Origin of the sequence: Steroidobacter gossypii (assembly GCF_016801985.1) — a bacterium.
Lineage (GTDB): Bacteria > Pseudomonadota > Gammaproteobacteria > Steroidobacterales > Steroidobacteraceae > Steroidobacter > Steroidobacter gossypii.
In genome coordinates, this window is sequence record NZ_JAEVLS010000006.1 from 266649 (window position 1) to 283868 (window position 17220).

The 17220-nt window shown below is 62.8% G+C and carries 16 protein-coding genes; 9 read left to right on the top strand and 7 right to left on the bottom strand.

Annotation, left to right across the window (positions count from 1 at the left end):
* Positions 1–5: 5 nt before the first annotated feature.
* Together imuA and lexA are read right to left on the bottom strand one after the other, a co-directional pair.
* Entirely contained in the window at positions 6–701 is a 696-nt protein-coding gene (imuA, locus tag JM946_RS24915; protein WP_203170087.1) for a translesion DNA synthesis-associated protein ImuA, read from the bottom strand.
* 6 nt (positions 702–707) lie between these two features.
* Positions 708–1373: a transcriptional repressor LexA gene (gene lexA, locus JM946_RS24920; RefSeq protein ID WP_203170088.1), complete on the bottom strand. Its 666-nt coding sequence runs from the start codon at positions 1371–1373 to the stop codon at positions 708–710.
* A 345-nt stretch (positions 1374–1718) separates the two neighbouring features.
* Here lexA and JM946_RS24925 point away from each other — a divergent pair, with 345 nt between their 5' ends.
* Both JM946_RS24925 and JM946_RS24930 read left to right on the top strand, forming a co-directional pair.
* Positions 1719–2273, top strand: a complete 555-nt coding sequence (locus JM946_RS24925; RefSeq protein ID WP_203170089.1) for an RNA polymerase sigma factor — start codon at positions 1719–1721, stop codon at positions 2271–2273.
* Positions 2273–3193: an anti-sigma factor gene (locus tag JM946_RS24930; RefSeq protein ID WP_203170090.1), complete on the top strand. Its 921-nt coding sequence runs from the start codon at positions 2273–2275 to the stop codon at positions 3191–3193. Before JM946_RS24925 ends, JM946_RS24930 begins: the two co-directional genes overlap by 1 nt.
* 90 nt (positions 3194–3283) lie before the next feature.
* Here the strand turns inward: JM946_RS24930 and JM946_RS24935 are convergent, their stop codons facing one another.
* Positions 3284–4321: a sigma-54 interaction domain-containing protein gene (locus JM946_RS24935; protein ID WP_203170091.1), complete on the bottom strand. Its 1038-nt coding sequence runs from the start codon at positions 4319–4321 to the stop codon at positions 3284–3286.
* Positions 4322–4690: 369 nt separating this feature from the next.
* On the opposite strand from JM946_RS24935, the gene JM946_RS24940 reads away from it, so the two are divergent.
* From JM946_RS24940 to JM946_RS24950, 3 genes are read left to right on the top strand one after another with little or no spacing between them, the layout of a single operon-like run.
* Positions 4691–6109, top strand: a complete 1419-nt coding sequence (locus JM946_RS24940; protein WP_203170092.1) for a nucleotide sugar dehydrogenase — start codon at positions 4691–4693, stop codon at positions 6107–6109.
* Positions 6110–6116: 7 nt separating this feature from the next.
* Positions 6117–7355: a glycosyltransferase family 4 protein gene (locus tag JM946_RS24945; RefSeq protein WP_203170093.1), complete on the top strand. Its 1239-nt coding sequence runs from the start codon at positions 6117–6119 to the stop codon at positions 7353–7355.
* Positions 7356–7411: 56 nt separating this feature from the next.
* A complete protein-coding gene (locus tag JM946_RS24950; RefSeq protein WP_203170094.1) occupies positions 7412–8809 on the top strand; it encodes an HAD family hydrolase in 1398 nt (465 codons plus the stop codon).
* Here the strand turns inward: JM946_RS24950 and JM946_RS24955 are convergent.
* Together JM946_RS24955 and JM946_RS24960 are read right to left on the bottom strand one after the other, a co-directional pair.
* Positions 8701–9774 carry a glycosyltransferase gene (locus JM946_RS24955; RefSeq protein ID WP_203170095.1) on the bottom strand — a complete coding sequence of 358 codons (1074 nt, stop codon included), beginning with the start codon at positions 9772–9774 and terminating at the stop codon, positions 8701–8703. The two genes, JM946_RS24950 and JM946_RS24955, sit on opposite strands and share 109 nt — an antisense overlap.
* Positions 9771–10832 (bottom strand): glycosyltransferase family 2 protein, encoded by a 1062-nt coding sequence (locus JM946_RS24960; RefSeq protein WP_203170096.1) that lies wholly within the window; start codon positions 10830–10832, stop codon positions 9771–9773. Before JM946_RS24960 ends, JM946_RS24955 begins: the two co-directional genes overlap by 4 nt.
* Before the next feature lie 237 nt (positions 10833–11069).
* Between JM946_RS24960 and JM946_RS24965 the strand changes: the two genes are divergently transcribed.
* The 4 genes from JM946_RS24965 to JM946_RS24980 all read left to right on the top strand — a co-directional run bounded on the left by JM946_RS24965 (position 11070) and on the right by JM946_RS24980 (position 15479).
* A complete protein-coding gene (locus JM946_RS24965) occupies positions 11070–11627 on the top strand; it encodes a polysaccharide biosynthesis/export family protein (protein ID WP_203170097.1) in 558 nt (185 codons plus the stop codon).
* Positions 11614–12801, top strand: a complete 1188-nt coding sequence (locus JM946_RS24970; RefSeq protein ID WP_203170098.1) for a hypothetical protein — start codon at positions 11614–11616, stop codon at positions 12799–12801. Before JM946_RS24965 ends, JM946_RS24970 begins: the two co-directional genes overlap by 14 nt.
* 103 nt (positions 12802–12904) lie before the next feature.
* Complete coding sequence (locus tag JM946_RS24975; protein WP_203170099.1) at positions 12905–14596, top strand: GumC family protein; 1692 nt, start codon at positions 12905–12907, stop codon at positions 14594–14596.
* A gap of 40 nt (positions 14597–14636) precedes the next feature.
* Positions 14637–15479 carry a CpsD/CapB family tyrosine-protein kinase gene (locus tag JM946_RS24980; RefSeq protein ID WP_203170100.1) on the top strand — a complete coding sequence of 281 codons (843 nt, stop codon included), beginning with the start codon at positions 14637–14639 and terminating at the stop codon, positions 15477–15479.
* A gap of 80 nt (positions 15480–15559) precedes the next feature.
* Here JM946_RS24980 and JM946_RS24985 read toward each other — a convergent pair whose 3' ends face one another.
* Both JM946_RS24985 and JM946_RS24990 read right to left on the bottom strand, forming a co-directional pair.
* Positions 15560–16183: a serine O-acetyltransferase gene (locus JM946_RS24985; protein WP_203170101.1), complete on the bottom strand. Its 624-nt coding sequence runs from the start codon at positions 16181–16183 to the stop codon at positions 15560–15562.
* Complete coding sequence (locus JM946_RS24990; protein WP_203170102.1) at positions 16180–17205, bottom strand: lysylphosphatidylglycerol synthase transmembrane domain-containing protein; 1026 nt, start codon at positions 17203–17205, stop codon at positions 16180–16182. Before JM946_RS24990 ends, JM946_RS24985 begins: the two co-directional genes overlap by 4 nt.
* Between the last annotated feature and the right edge of the window lie 15 nt (positions 17206–17220).

Genomic DNA, 17220 nt, shown 5'->3' on the forward strand with positions numbered 1-17220 from the left:
GGCGGTTAGCGGTTGGCGCTTAGAGGTTGGTAAAGAGGCGCGACAGCAACATCAGCTTCGCTGTTCTGGCTAACCCCTGACCGCCAACCGCTAACCGCTAGAGTCATGCCGGCGCGCGCGCCGCGGCACTTGACCACATCGATATTCAATTGCCCGCTCGCGTCCGACTGCAGGCGCAGGCGGACCGCGGCGGGAGAAGATTCACGAGCGGCGCTCGGCGGACGATAGACAAACCCGACGCTGTTGCCCGCCTCGGCGGCGAGTTGCAGTCGGCGCACTTCGCGGTCGCGGATCGCCTGCGGCCAGGCCAGCACCGCGCCGAACGACTTACATCGCAATGTTTGTTCGGCCGACCAGAGGATGTCGGTCGCGCTTTGGGCGCGAATGATCCAAAAATGCTCCAGCCGCAGCCCATGGCGAAGCAGGGCTGGAGCGTACGGAATGTAAGGCGGCGCGATCATGGCGACGTGGCGCTCGCCCTGCGTGATCTTGGCCAGCGCAGGCATCAACAGTTGCAGCTCGCCGATCCCCTCGCTCACCGGCATCAACTCGACCACCGTGCCTGCTTGCCAGCCCCCGCCGGGCAACACGGCGTCGAGGTTCGCCGAGCCGCTGGGCTCCACCCGCGCCGGTGGGCCTTCGTGGCCGTGGCGACACAGGCGCGCCAGCTGCTCCAACTTCTCGGCGCGAGACGCACTCATGATGATTCATCGAACACGGGGCAGGGCGGTGCGAATCACTCCCACTGCCAGCCCTTCAATGGACAGTTCCTGTTCACGCAGATCGATCTCGATGGGCCGATATGCCGCGTTCGCCGGTTCCAGCCGCACCCTGTGGCCTTGCCGACGGTAGAACTTCACCGTCGCTTCGTCCTGATCGACCAGCCGCGCCACCACGATCTGGCCGTTACTCACCTGCGAGGTTCGATGAACCGCCAGCAGGTCGCGATCGAGAATGTCGGCGTCCTTCATGCTGTCGCCGCGGACCCGAAGCAAGAAATCGGCGTGCGGCTTGAACAGCGATGCAGCGACGACGACGTGCTCTTCTATATGAGACGCCGCCAGAATCGGTTCACCGGCGGCGATCCGCCCGAGCAACGGCAGGCCCGCTTCAGAGTTCGACTTCGCGCGCTCGCGATTCGATTCCGCGATCGGCGCGAAATCCTCCCGAAGGCGAATGCCTCGAGAAATACCAGGTACCAGCTCGAGCGCGCCCTTGCTCGCGAGGGCGCGCAGATGCTGATCGATGCCCTGACGATTGCGCAGCCCCAGGCCCTCGGCGATTTCACCGCGCGTGGGCGGCAGTCCGTCCCGCTCCATGAAGCGGCGGATAAAAGCCAGGACTTCCAACTGCTTGCGGGTGAGGTCGGGCATGCGGGGCCTGCGCTGTACCGGTCGACCCTGGCCAGGGTCGATACCAGACAAACGTCTGGTACCGAGTCTAGGATCCTTCGCGGCCGAGTACAAGCGCTCTCGAGGCGCTGCTTCCAACCTGAACGCCTGCGAAAAAAATGTGATCCGGTTGGCGGACGCGCATCGACATGAATCCCTTCGGCGCCACTGTCGCGAATAAGTGGTTGCGAGTAACCCTTCACCTCACATGACAGCTGGCGAACTGAAGTGACAGTCTCCGCTATACTTCCGGCTCCATATTCTTCGCTCATCGCACTGACCAACGACGATGCGACGCGAATCACACCAGCTCAGAGCCGCCCGCGAATGACGGACTCCGTACTCGCTCGAGTCGCACAAGGAGATGCGCGTGCCGTGCACGAGTGCATCGATCAATTCGGTAGTCTCATCTGGTCCATCGCGAGGCGTCTGACTCGCACCCGCGCCGACGCCGAAGACGCCGTCCAGGAAATTTTCACCGATGTCTGGCGCAGCGCCGGTCGCTTCGATCCCGCGCAAGGCTCGGAAAAAGTCTTCGTCGCCACCATCGCGCGCCGACGGCTGATCGACCGCATGCGGCGCGCCTCGCATCAGGCCCGCACCGAGTCCACCGACGACATCGATTCGCTGGGCTGGGCCGATCCCGGTAACAGCGCTGAAGTGTGCGCCGAGGCTTCGGCCGCCGCGCGTGCAGTCATGCAGCTGCGACCGGAACAAAGGCAGGTGCTGGAGCTTGGGATCCTGCAAGGGTTGAGTCATTCGGAAATTGCCGATGTGCTGCAAATGCCACTCGGTACAGTCAAGACCATGATGCGTCGTGGGTTGATTCAAGTGCGTGAGATCATGGGTGTGCAGAATGCCGCCTCGGACGGGGTGCGCTAATGGGCAACTCCGTCATGCAGAACCCCAGGCTGGTGGAGCTGTTGGTGCAGCGGGCCGTGGATGGCTTGAATTCTTCCGAACGAGCCGAGCTGAAGCAGTTGCTCTCCGAGGAGAAGTACGTGGACGCGGGGCGTTTCGAATACACCGCCGCGGCGCTGCTGCTCGCCGGCGATGTGGAGAATCACGCCACCGAAGAAATGCCGTACAGCCTGCGCGAGCGGTTGATGGACCAGGCGGATACCTTCGCCGCGACCTCGATGTCGCCGCCGCCGCGACAGAGCTCGGGGCAGCCGAGGGTCATCAGCATTGCCGGCCGCTCACGAACGCCAACGGCGGCGCCTGCGGTGAGCCCGTCTTCGACCTCGCAGCCGGCGCAACGCCCGTCGCGCAAGCCGGTGCAGTGGCAGAGCAAGGTGGGCTGGTTCGCTGCTGCGGCCAGCGTGCTGATCGCGCTGGCTGGCTGGTGGCCCCGCATGCAGACCGGTGGCGACCCGATGGTCCAGGCTCCTATCGCCTCGACGTTGGAACAGGAGCGTGAGGAACTGCTCGCCCAACAGGGCGTGCTGCGCCAGACCTGGCAAACGACCCAGGATCCAGCCGCAAGCGGCGTCACCGGCGATGTGGTCTGGGATCCGCGCAGTCAGAACGGCTATCTGCGCTTCCGAGGCTTGCAGGCCAACAACTCGAACGAGTTGCAGTATCAGCTGTGGATCTTCGACGGTACGCGCGATGAGCGCTATCCGGTGGACGGCGGCGTGTTCGACATTCCTCCGGGCCAGAGCGAAGTGATCATCCCGATCACCGCCAAGCTCCAGATCCGCAAGCCCGAAGCGTTCGCGGTCACCATCGAAAAGCCCGGCGGCTCGGTGGTCTCCAGCCGCGACCGCATCGTCGTCCTCGCCCCGGTCGCGGCCGGCTAAACCTCCAGAAAAACATCGGCCCTCCGCGAGGAGGGCCGATAGCGGGTCGACGATACGTGCGCTGGTCTCGACTCGAATAGTTCGCGTTAATCAGCTCGTGATCGGCACTCCGACGCCAGGAATGTGACGTCCGATGTTCTGGCTCGCTTCAGAGCGTTCCCGCGCATAGCTGTTCAATTTGTTGTAGAGCGTCTTCAGGCTGCAGCCGAGCACGGCCGCGGCGCGACGCTTGTCGCCCTCGCAGTAATCCAGGGTCACTTCGATCAGCGAGCGTTCGGCCTCGTCCAGCCGTGAGCCCAGCGGCACATGCACGCCGGCGGGGCGAGCCGCTTCCACCGGTTCGACGGTGTGCGCGGGCATGGTGATCGACAGATCCACGTCCAGCACTTCGTCCGCAAGAATGAAGCTGCGCTCGACGGTGTTCTTGAGCTCGCGAACGTTGCCGGCCCAGCGCCGGGAGGTCAAGGCATCGAGGAACGAAGGTGAGAATCGCTTGGTCACATCGCTGGTGCGATTGAGCACCTCGAGGAAGTGTTGCGCCAGCAACGGCACGTCGCCGGGCCGCTCGCGCAGTGGCGGGATGTGCAACGGGAACACCGCCAGCCGATACATCAAATCTTCGCGCAGCTGACGATTGGTCACTGCCTCGGTGACGTTGCGATTGGTCGCCGCCACGACCCGAATATCCGTCTTGATCTCCTGCGTGCCGCCGACGCGATAGAAGCGTCCGGTCTCGAGTACTCGCAACAGGCGAGTCTGCATGTCCAGCGGCATCTCGGTGACCTCGTCGAGGAACAAGGTGCCGCCGGTGGCGCGTTCGAACACGCCCGCGTGCGAGCGTGAGGCGCCGGTGAAGCTGCCTTTCTCGTAGCCGAACAATTCGGCCTCGATCAACGAGGCGGGAATCGAGCCGCAGTTGATCGCAACCAAGGGGCCGTGCGCGCGATTGCTCAAGTAATGGATGCATTCGGCGACCAGCTCTTTGCCGACGCCGCTTTCACCCATGATCATCACGGTCGCCTCGGTCGGCGCCACTCGTTTGATCAAGCCGAACACTTGATGCATGGCAGGCGAGCGCCCGAGGAGGTTGCCGAGCCCGTTCTCGTGCAGCGTGATCGGTGCGTCCACTGTGTAAGTTCTCCCCAAAAGAAAACTGGAGGGTTGTGATCGAAGTGTGAGATGCAAATTCTTCAAGCGCTAGTGGAGTTCCTTTGTAAGAAAGTTTTTTCGGCGTTGTAAAAGTAGGAAATTTCCAGCGTCGAAAACATTGACGCAGCATTGGTGAAAAAACCGATCGATTGCGGCGGGTGCGTTGCGTTCTGAAGCATTCGCGACGCACTGTGGATCAACCAACTGACTGCAGCTTGCGACACGTAGTCGACGTTTCGACGCCACGTGAGCGATCGACGGAACACCGGCATAGAACTTGCCATTTGAATGGGGGAACCGAGTGTGCGCGTGGAGCGTCGCTCGGTACTTTCATTACGGAGACACATGATGGCGTTACAGATCGATAACGTGAGCGCCGAGGCGCAGCGTTCTCGCCGCGGCTGGCTGCGGGAGAGCGCGCAGGACGAAGACATCGCACCGGGCTCGCCGCGTCGAATCAGCATTTTCGGCCTGGGTTACGTGGGCGCCGTGTCGCTGGCGTGTCTGGCGCGCGACGGTCATGAGATGTTTGGTGTCGACATCGATCCAGGCAAGCTCGAATTGTTGCGCCGAGGTCAGGCGCCCATCGTCGAGACCGGTATCCAAGAACTGACACGCGCGGTAATGCGTGGCGGCACGGTGAGCGTCACCGATTCGGTGCGGGACGCGATTCTCGCGACTGACATTTCTTTCGTGTGCGTCGGTACTCCGCCGCGCGCCAATGGCAACCAGGATCTGACTGCGATCACTCGCATCGCCGAGCAGATCGGCGCGGTGTTGCCGGAGAAAGCCACTCGCCACGTCATCGTCATCCGTTCCACGGTCAAGCCGGGCACGCTGGACGACGTCATCAAGCCGGCCATCGAAGCGTCGTCAGGGCTGCAGGCGGGGCGTGACTTCAGCTTGTGCTTTCAGCCGGAGTTTCTGCGCGAAGGCACCTCGATCAACGACTACGACAACCCACCGTTGACGGTGGTCGGCGCTGACGACCAGTACGCGGTCGAAGCGTTGCGTGGGATTTTCGGACATCTGCCGTGCGAATTCGTACACACCTCGGTGCGGACCGCCGAGATGCTCAAGTACGCGTGCAACGCTTTCCACGCCTTGAAGGTGACCTTCGCCAACGAGATCGGCCGAGTGTCGCAATCCGTCGGCGTCGACCCCCACGAGGTCATGAAGTTGCTGTGCATGGATAGAGCGCTGAACATCTCTTCGGCCTACCTGCGCCCGGGCTTCGCGTTCGGCGGCTCCTGCCTGCCCAAGGACCTGAAGGCGCTGTTGTACCTGGCCAAGAACAACGATGTGGAGCTGCCGATGCTGAGCAGTCTGTTGCCCAGCAATGCCGCGCACATCGAGCATGCCGTCGAGCGCGTGCTGGCGAGCGGCCGCCGTTCGGTGGGCATGATCGGACTGAGCTTCAAGTCCGGCACCGACGATCTGCGTGAAAGCCCGATGGTGATCCTGGCCGAGCGCTTCATCGGCAAAGGCCTGCCGTTGTGCATTTTCGATCCGCAGGTGAACGTGGCGCGATTGATCGGCGCCAACCGCCGCTTCATCGAGGAGAGCATTCCGCACATCGCCTCGTTGATGACCACGGACCTGGACGCGCTGGTGCGCGACTCCGACGTGCTGGTGGTGGCGATGAAGACTCCAGAAGTCCTGGCGGCGCTGCGCGCTCATACGCGGCCCGATCAGCTGTTGCTGGACATTGCGATGCTGCCGGACCGCGATACCTATCGCGCCAACTATCAAGGCGTGTGCTGGTAACAAGGTCATGTCGAATGCCGAAGAACAAACCCCCGAGGCGATGGGCGCCAGCGTCGCCGTCGCCCGTCGCCGGCGTGTGCTGATCATCGTGGAGAACCTGCCGTTACCGTTCGATCGGCGCGTATGGCAGGAAGCTCGCACGTTGCAGGCGCACGGCTATCAGGTATCCATCATCTGCCCCAAGGGCAAGGGCTATGAAAAGAGCTTCGAGGAGCTGGAAGGCGTGGCCATCTATCGCCATTCCATGCCGTTCGAAGCCAGCGGTGCGCTCGGCTACGCGCTCGAATACAGCTGGGCGCTGGCGGCGGAGTTTCTGCTGTCGCTCAAGGTGTTGTTCAGCCGTGGCTTCGATGTCATCCACGGCTGCAATCCGCCCGACATGATTTTTCTGATTGGCGCCTTCTACAAACTGTTCGGGAAAAAATTCCTGTTCGATCACCACGACATCAATCCCGAGCTGTACGAGGCCAAGTTCCAGCGTCGCGACGCGTTCTACAAGCTGATGCTGGCGCTGGAGCGCTGGACCTTCAAAACCGCCGACGTGTGCGTGGCGACCAACGAGTCGTACCGCAAGATCGCCATCGAACGGGGCGGTCAGCAGCCGAACAAAGTATTCGTGGTCCGCTCCGGGCCGGACCTGCGGCGTCTGAAGGTGTTGCCGCCCCAGCCCGAGCTCAAGCGCGGTCGCAAATACCTGGTCGGCTACGTGGGCGTGATGGGCCGACAGGAAGGCATCGATGGCCTGCTGACCGCGGTTCGTCACATCGTGCACGACATGAGGCGCACCGACATTCACTTCGGACTGGTGGGCGGCGGCACCGAGCTCGAGGCGATGCGCAAACTGGCCCGGGAACTGGAGGTCGCAGAGTATGTGACTTTCACCGGCCGGGTGCCGGATGCGGAGCTGCTGGCCATGCTCAACACGGCGGACGTGTGCGTGAATCCCGATGTCGCCAACGAGATGAACGACAAGTCCACCATGAACAAGATCATGGAGTACATGGCGCTGGGCAAACCCATCGTGCAGTACGACCTGACCGAGGGACGCGTCTCGGCGCAGCAGGCATCGCTGTACGCGAGGCGCAACGATCCGATCGACATGGCGAAGCAGATCGTGACGCTGCTCGACGACGAGCCCCGTCGCAAGCAGATGGGTGAGTGGGGCCGCGAGCGGGTCAAGAACTCGCTTGCCTGGGAGCATGAAGTACCGCGCCTGCTGGCGGCGTACGACATGCTGTTCAATTGAGGTTGACTGCAAGGCGCCAGACCGGGACGTAGCTTGGCGCTGGACGAAGCAACTCGATGAGATACGTGGTGCTAGCCGCAGGCTTTGATGGAACGCTGGCGCGCGATGGCCGCTGCGACGAGCGTTGCATCGATGCTTTGCGCGAGCTTTCCGCGACCGGGCGCAAATTGATCCTGGTCACCGGTCGCGAACTGCGCCAGCTGCTGGAGATATTTCCGGAGGCCCGGCTGTTCGACTATATCGTCGCCGAGAACGGCGCGGTGCTGCATCGGACGGCGACGCGACAGTCCGAAATCCTGGGTCAGGCGCCGCCCGAAATCCTGTTGCAGGAACTGCGACGGCGTCAGGTCGCGCCGTTGGCGGTTGGCAGCTCCATCATCAGCACCAGCGCGCGGCATCTGGACACTGCGCGCGAGGCGCTGCGCAAGCTCAAGCTGCACATGGACTACGAGCTGGTTTTGAACGACGACACGCTGCTGGTCCTGCCGCCTGGCATCGACAAGGGCTCTGGCGTCAACGAAGCACTGCGCGAGCTCGGCGTGTCGCGCCACAACCTGGTGGCCATCGGCAACGCGGGGAACGATCTTCCGCTGCTGGCGTCGGCGGAGCATGCAGTGGTCGTGAGCAACGCTCATGAGGCGATCAAGCAGGCTGCCGACCGAGTGACGGAAGGCGAGTACTGCGAAGGCTTTCTCGAGCTGGCGCGGGATCTCATCGCCACCGATCTCGCATCGGCGACGCCGCGCCGTCGCGTAGTGCTGGGCAAGAGCGAGGATGAGCGCGAGGTGACACTGGCGCCCTGTCAGGATTCGGTGCTGATCAGCGGGCCCGATGAGTCGGCACGCACCATGATCTGCAATCGTTTGCTCGATCAGCTGATGGCCCAGGATTATCAGTGCTGCGTCATTGGCGCCGATCGGAAGTTCGGGGGCACGTCGCCGCGCGGTGCGGTCGGGGACATGAGCAGCTGGGGCGACGCGCATGAAGCGCCCCGCCTGACCGATGTGCTGTCGGCGCTCGAGCATCCCACACACAGCATCGAAATCAATCTTGCCGCGCTCCCTTCAGAGACGCGGCCGGTATTCGTCGATGCGCTGTTGTTACAACTGCAGGCGCTGCACGATCGCGCCGGGCGACCGCATTGTATTTTGATTCACCACGCGCACCACTTTCTGACCGGCACTTTGGCGGCCAACGCCATTCAACGGCTGTCGGAAGTCACGATGATTTATTCGACGGCGGAGGCGGCGCAATTGCCGGCCGCCGTGCTTGAAGACGTGAAGTTGACCATCGCCACCGGCTCGGCCGCTGACGCGCCGGACATCGCCGGCGCGTCGGCGGGTTTTCAGGCCGTCATCGCCGGTGGCGCGGTGTGCCGAATCTCGTTGTTACGACCTTCAGCGGGCTCCACGTCGGTCACTTCGACGGATGAAGTCACAGTCTCGGGATACTGAATCACTTCCTGCACTCGATAGTCCTTCATGCCGCGGGCGTGAGTGAAGATGATCAGCTCGCCCAGCAGGCCGAGCGCGAACACCTGCATACCCAGCACAACCAACAGCGCGCCCAACAGCAGCGCCGGACGGTCCGCCAACTTCTCGTCGAAGAACAGCCGTTGCACGCTGAGCAGCGCGATGACGGCCGCGCCGATGCCGAAGGTCGCAGCGCCCAGCATGCCGAAGAAGCGCAACGGTCGCTTGGTGAAGCGCGTCAGGAAAAAGATGCTGAACAGATCGAGAACGTGATGCGCATATTCCTTGGGACGATACATGCGCGCCAGCCGATCCTGCGGCGACTGGCGCATGGCCACTTCACTGACCCGGAAGCCGAGCCGCGTGGCCAGGATGGCCATGAAGCGATGCTGATCGCCGTACAGATCCATTTCTTCGAACACCTGGCGGCGCATGGCGCGCGCGCCGCAGCCGATGTCCTGCAGTCGTGAGCCGGTGACGAAATTGACCAGCCCGTGATAGGCGCTGCGACGCATGCGATCGAGCAGATTGCCGTAGCGGGGCGAGCGGTAGCCGATCGCCATGTCCGAGGCGCTCAGCGCGGCCAGCAGTTTCGGAATGTCCTGCGCTTCTATCTGATGATACGCAGGCAAGGTCAAAATCACGCTGCCTGCGGACCGCTCGAAGCCGGCCATCAAGGCCGCGGCTTCGCCGAAGCTGCGCGTCAGGTTGATGACGGTAAGGTCCTCGCCTTCCTGCAACATCGCTTCCAGCGTGCGGCAGGCGTCGGTCCGGTCGCCGTCGATCACAAATATGAACTCGAACGGCAGACCGATCGCGGCGACGCCGGCCTTGTACTGCTGATACAGAGCGCGCAGCTCCGAACGCCGCCCGCAGACCGGCACGATCACCGAGATCGACGGCAGCGAAGGTGTCACTGACTCACGGGAGAGAGGCTGAGTGCTCATGATGAGATGGTCGTCACTGGTTGTGTGGGCCGCGCCTTGGGCTTGTCACTCGGTTGGCGCTGAATGATTTGCGTCAGTCGGAAAAACTCGTTGTCGCGGATGTCGCCGCGGGAATAAATCAACTCGGCCAATGCGCCGCTACACAGCAGCAGGGTGGCAGAGGCCAGGAATATGATTCCAGTACCGGCGAGCGGTAGCGAAAGTTCCGAGCGATTTGTCAGTAAACTGATGAATGTGTGCGCCAGCATCGCGAACGCGGCCAGGAACAGCGGCACCGACAGCAGTGCGAACCAGCGTAGCGGACGCGAGGCGAAGGTGGTCACCGTCTTGATGACCATCAGGTCCAGCAGAACTTTGTAGATGCGCGACAGCCCGTATTTGGATTGTCCGTAACGGCGGGCGTGATGACGCACGCGTATCTGCGCCACACGCGGGCCCGCGATGGAAGCCATGGCGGGGATGAAACGATGCATCTCCGAGTAGAGCGGAATGCTCTTGATGAGCTCGGCGCGAAACGCCTTCAAGGAACAACCGTTGTCGCGAATCGGCACGCCCGTGACTTTCCCGATCAGCACATTGGCGATGCGCGAAGGGATCTTGCGGGTGACCAGCTTATCCTGACGGTTGTGGCGCCAGCCCACCACGATGTCGAAGCCCGCTTCGATCTGCTCCAGCAGCAGTTTGATATCCGCCGGATCGTTTTGCAGATCGCCGTCCATGGTCACCAGGATTTCGCCCCGGGCGTGCTCGATACCGGCCGCCATGGCCGGCGTCTGGCCATAATTGCGTCGGAACTTCACCAACCGCAGTCGCGAGTCGAAGCGCGCGATCTGCCTGGCGATCTCCGCTGTGTCGTCCCGGCTGCCGTCGTCCACGAACACCATTTCGAAGCTGCAGCCGATGTCTCCTAGCGCCTGCACGATGGCGGCATACAGCGGCCGAATGCTTTCCTGCTCGTTGTAGAGCGGCACGATCACGGACAGCCGCGGGCGCGGTGTCGTGTCCGCCGCAACAGCCGCCGGCAGATCTCGATCGGTTGTAACTTTTGCACCAGTCATCCTGTATTTCCCGACGTTCTTACAACCCCGCCTGCGTCAGCTTTTACGGCCTTTGCAGGAACTTTGCCCACACGCGCGCCTTTCTACGGTGGTAGTAACAACGCGGCGGCGAAACCTTGTGTCCGGACCGCGTTGGCGCCAACCGCCGACACGCAGCATCGTTGGCACGTGACCTGCAAAGGACAGGCCAACGCAATGCGCATGTAACGACCGCTTATGTTTGGAGGAGCCGCATCGATGTCGAGAATCCGATGGGTCTGGGGGATGCTGATGATGGTTGTGCTGGGGCTGCAAGCGGCCCACGCGCAGCAGGCGTCCTATATCATCAAGCCCGGCGATACGCTGGAAATCTCCGTGTGGAAGGAGCCGGACCTGCAGCGGCAGGTGCTGGTGCGCCCCGACGGCGCGTTTTCATTTCCGCTGGTGGGCGAGGTCGATGCGCGCGGCAAGACAGTTGCCGATCTCAACAAGCTGGTGTCGGAGCGCCTGTCGAAATATATCTCCGGCGCGGTGGTCACGGTGTCGGTACAGGAGATCAAGGGCAACAAGATCTTCGTGCTCGGGCAAGTGAACAAGCCGGGCGAGTTCATCGTCAATCCCAGCGTCAACATCATGCAGGCCTTGAGCATGGCCGGCGGCATGACGCCGTTCGCGGCCACCAACGACATCATCGTGCTGCGCGGTCAAGGCGAAAAACAAACGGCGATGGCGTTCCGCTATCCCGAAGTGGTGCGCGGCCGCCGTCTCGAAACCAACATCGAACTGATCGCAGGAGACATCGTTGTTGTGCCGTAAACGTATGACGGGTCGGACCTGGATCAGCCTGCCGCTGTCGGTGGCTCTGTGCTCTACCGCAGCCGCGGCGAACTGGGAAGTGGAGCCGCGCGTGCAGGCGGGATATCGCTACAGCGACAACTTTCGTCTGTATCCCAAGGGGCAGGAAGTGGACGTGTCCGGCGGCGAGGCCGATGTCGGAGTGACGTTTCGTACCGTCGATCCGCGCACCAACTTCGAGATCACGCCCCGCCTGGTCTCGACCTACTTCCCGAACGAGCGCAGCGAGGATGCGAACAACTATTATCTGACCGGCGGCTGGTCGGATGTCACGCCGCGCCGGCGTTTCAACTTGCCGTTCCTCTATTCGGAGGAAGACGTGGTCCGCAGCGAGTTGCCCGATGCGGGCGAGGGCGGCGATCTCGGGCAGCCTACCGAAGGCGACTCGGGTCGCTTCCTGCAGCGGAACCGGCGCAACTTCTTCCGAATCGCGCCCGAGTTCGAATACGACATCTCGCAGCGCTATCGCATGGAGCTCAACGCCCACTATCTCGATGCCACGTTCGATCGCCAGCTGAGCGGCTTCCAGCAGGATTTCAGCGAGGTCGGCGCCGGGGCCGGGCTCGGCGTGCTGACTTCACAGCGTTCTGCACTATCGTTCCGCGCCGTGGCGTTCCAGTACGAGACGACTACCACCACCGACGCCTACGGTGGCGAGCTCGAATGGAATACCCAGTACTCGCCGAATTCGCGGGCTTATGTCCGGGTGGGCGCCCAGCAAACCAAGCCCGAGCGCGGCAGCAGCGACACCAATATCACCGCGGGCGCCGGCGGCCAGTGGTCGAGCGCGCGCAATACTTTGTTCATCGACCTCACTCGCAGCGTCGGGCCAGTGTCGGCGGGAACCGTTGTGGAGCGTCATCAGTTGCGTGTAAGGATTGACCATGACGTTTCGCAGCGATTTGCCCTGCGAGCCGGAGCCCGCCTGTCGCGGGACGAGCAGGTCGAGGACGGCACCTATCCGACGCGCGAATACGCCACGGGCGAGCTGGGTTTCGAATGGCGCTGGCTGAGGCAGTGGTCGCTGGTCGGCACCTACAACTATCGTTGGCAGGAATACGAAGACGAGCCTTTGGAGCGCGATGCAAACTCGTTTCTGCTCGGCATCGTGTACGAACCGAAGCGCCGCGATTAGGCGGGGCGCCCGTGTCCGAGAGCGAGCTGGCCAGGGTTCGATCGAGTGATCTAGCAATCGTTTCCAACCGTCGTTGCAACAACCGCGCAGTCCCAAGCTAACAATGCAGACGCCATCCTCACTCAACGCCGGCCAAGAGCCGCAAAGCGCCGGTTTCGGCGAGTATCTGGGCATTCTGCGCAAACGTCGCAAGCTGCTGCTGCTGGTGGCCCTGCCCATCATCGCCATCGGCGCGGCGCTGGCGCTCGGCTTGCCCGACGTGTATCGCTCCTCCGGGCAGATCGAGCTGGAGGGCGCGCAAAACATCAAACAAAATCCCAACGCCCTGGGCCAGGATCCCGACGAGTCGCCGTATGCCGACCAGTACGTGCGCAGCCTCAGCACGGTGGTGTTGAGCGATCGCAATCTGGCCAAGCTGCTGGCGGAACATCAGCTGTACGACGATCAGGCCGAAGATCCTTCGGCTGCGCTGTCCAGGCTGCGGGGCGACATCAAGGTCGACATCGTCACTGTGCCGATTCTCGACCCCACCACGGGTCGCGAGCGCGACGTGGTCACGGCGTTTACCGTCGCTTACGACAATCGTCAGCCGGAACGTGCGCAGCAGGGCGCGCAATGGCTGGTGAATTCATTCCTCGAAGAGAATCGCAACGATCGACGGCGCCAGGCTGCTGGCAAGGCCGAGTTCTTCGCGCGCGAAGCCGAACGCATTCGCACCCACGTCGCCGGTCTCGAAGCCAAGCTGGCCGAATTCAAGTCCAAGCACGTCGGCAAGCTGCCCGAGCTCAACGAGATGAATCTCAGTGTCATGGACCGCACCGAGAACGAGATTCAGAACGTCGAGAGTCAGATGCAGGCCCTGCGCAGGGAGCGTGTGTTCCTCGTGGCTCAATTGCAGCAGGCGCGCGCCGCCAGTCCCGAGACCGCCAATCTGCGCGCGCTCGAAGATGAATATGCTCGCAAGAGCGTGCAGTACGATCAGAGCCATCCGGATTTGATCATGCTGCGTCGGCAGATCGATCAGCTGCGCGCCGGCGGCTCCGCCGCGGGCCAGTCGCTGCAGGCCCAGCTGCAGACGCAACGTTCCATCCTGGCCGAAGCCCGGCAGCGTTACAGCGAAGATCATCCGGACGTACAACGCATCCAGCGCAATATCGAAGCGTTGCAAGCGCGGATTGCCTCCGGTGAAACCGCCGATCGCACCGCTTCCGCCGACTCGCCGATGGCCATCCAGCTGCAGACTCAGCTGAATGCCACGGACACGCAGCTGGCGGCGTTGCAGGCACGCGCCATGGAGTTACGGACCAAGTTGAGCAGCCTGGAAGGCCGCATCGTCGCGGCGCCTGAAGTGGAGCGCGAATATCAGGCGGTGACGCGCGATCTGGCCAGCGCCCGCGCCAAGTACGACGAGTTGCTGCGCCGTCAGATGGATGCTGAAGTCAGCGAAGCAGCCATCGCCGGCGGCACCGCCGACAAATTCCGGGTCAAGTCGACGCCCAAGATTCCGGAAGGGCCCGCCAAACCGGCGCGTGCGGCTATCATGATCATCGCGGTGGTGTTGGCCCTGATTGCGTCAGTGACGATGGTGATCATGGCGCAGTTGTTCGACACCACAGTGCGCGGTGCTCGTGACATTCAGGACATCCTGGGCGTCGCACCGCTGACCGCCGTGCCGGTGATCAAGCGTGCCAGCGGCGGCAAGCGCAAGGCGCCCGCGCCAGCCTATGCGGCGACGGCCGCACTAGCTGTGCTCGCCATGGCGTGCGCAGCCGTCGTCGTTCGATTCATGGCGTGAGCGCCGAGCATATTGACCAGACAGTCACGAGAGTCCGCAAATGAGCATCATTGAAGAGGCAGTGCGCAAGACGGCGGAACGATATCAGCGCCCGACGCCGCCCGAGCAGTCAGGCGGCCGCCCGAGGTTGCGACGCGTACCGCCTCCCGCCGCGGATACATCCAACGTGCGGCGATTCCAGCCCATATCGCTGGATCGCGCGGTGCTCGAAGAAAACTACATCCTTCCGCACATCACCGATCCGGGCGCGTTGCGTGCTTACAAGATTCTGCGCACTCGCATGCTGCGGCGACTGGACGCGAATCAGTGGCACTCTTTCGCCGTCACCGGCGCGACCGCCGGCGAAGGCAAGACGTTGACCTCGATCAATCTGGCCATGGCGCTGGCGCAGGATTCCAATACCTGGGTATTCCTGGTGGATCTGGACCTGCAGCGGCCCAAAGTGGCCGACTATCTCGGCCTGACCAACAGCCATGGCGAGCGCGGCTTGACCGACTTCCTGCTGGGCGACGCGACCTTCGAACAGATCGTTTATTCGCCAAGCACCGCAGAACGGCTCGCGGTTATTCCCAACTTCCAGGCGGTCGCCAACGCGTCGGACCTGCTGACCTCGCCGCGCATGGACGAGCTGGTGCAGGCGTTGGAAGCGGAGAAGCCGCGCCGGATCGTGATCTTCGATATGCCGCCGGTGCTGGCCTCCGATGACGTGCTGGCCTTTTCGCCACAGGTGGACGGCATGCTGCTGGTAGTCGCCGAAGGCACGACCGGTCGCGACGCGTTGCGCGGCGCGAAAGAGCTGCTGCAGGAAATGAATTTGCTGGGGGTGGTGTTGAATCGATCCGAGGCGCAAGACGAAGGGGCGTATTACTCGTACGCTCGCTGACTGCGGCCTACAACAACAGAGTGCTCAGGGGGACCGCCCCAGGCAGGTGAGAACCGGCCTGGGGCGTAGTCTTTCAGGGGTCACTCGCCGATCGCGTCACCGTCGCCGATGCGCCGGTTGCCGGCGTAGGAGATGATCTTGAAGCCCGGCTCCATCACCGCGATGGCGTTGTCCGGCAGATCCTTGTGGATCACGGCGTTGGCGCCGATCTTCACGTTGTTGCCGATGGTGATCTTGCCCACCAGGCGCGCACCGGGAGCGATATAGACATTGTCGCCGATGGTCGGTGCGCCTCGCTTGGAGCCCGCGCCAGACACGCCGATCGTAATACTCTGCGAAAGATTGCAATCCCGCCCGATCACCGCGCCGGAAGAAACCGTGATGCCGCCGTAATGGCCGATGTACAGGCCCGGCCCGATTTTGGCTCGACGCGGAATCTCGATGCCCCACAGCACCTGGATGAAAAAATTCAGAATCGCATAGATCGGATCGAACAGGATGCGCAGCAGTTTGTTGCGACGCTGGCTCCATTGTCCGAAACGCAACACCAGCACGGCATGCACGCCGGGCGAGCGGGCACAGGTCAACACACGGTGGAGTTTGCTTCCGGAGGTCATTTCATATCGACGCCGCAGATCCGCGCGAAGCGGGCTGGCGGCGCGTGACTGTCTGTTTTCACGGAACGCTGCACTGTCTGCGCTCATGGTGTGGTTCCTATATTCGTCGGTGCTGCCGCTGGGTTTGTCGGTGCTGCCGCTGGCGTCACCGCCTCGGAGGGCGGGCGCATCCCCGTTCGGGCTGCGAGCATCAGCCACCACGGGAACCATACAACTACTTGCAAAGCTCGGGCCGCCAGCGACACGGCCAACGCATCCGCCGGTCGAACGCCGCCCAACGCCATGATGGCGATGAAAATGCCCTCGTAGACGCCGATGCCGTCCAGCGAAATGGGCAGTCGCGACACCAGAATCGCCAGCGGCACGGCCGCGAATATGAACATGGGGCTGAACTGCACCTCCAGGGCCCTGGCGACCAGGGCGTAACACACGATCACCATGACGTGCTCGACCAACGTCAACGCCGAGAACGCGGCGATTCGAGGGCGATCGGAGGCGAGCGACGCGTAGGCTTCATGCAGTCGCTTCAGCAGCCGGACCGCGGAGCTGTCCGCAAACCGTTGGGGAACGAGTCGCAGCACCGAGTTCAGGGCATGATCGGTGAACGAAAACACCAGGATGACGATGCCGGCCAGCAGCCCCGCCACGCCGAACGCCAGCCCGTAGTCATATACTTCGTCTTGCGGCAGCACCGTTCGGAGAATCAGCAGGCTGGCCACTGCGGTCAGCAGCGCGACGATGAAGCCAATGCCGCGCTCGACCAGAATGGTTGCAAGCGTGTCGTCCACGCGCACGCCGAAGCGACGGACCAGCATCACACGGATGCCGTCGGCGCCCACGGTGCTCGGCAGCGCCAGTCCCCACATCATGGCGCTACAGTAGACCATCAGCTTTTGCACGAGAGAAACGCTGTAGCCGCGGATTGCCAGCAACAGGCCCCATTTGTAACTCATGAGCACGCGGTCGAGCAGAAATGCCGCCAACGCGACCAGCGCCCATAGAGGATCGCAGTTGCCGAGCGTTTTGATCACCAGATCCACGTCGACGACGTAGATCAGCAACAGCGCGCACAGCACCAGCGTGACGATGATCCGCAGCGACGTTTTCATTGTTTATTGACGGAG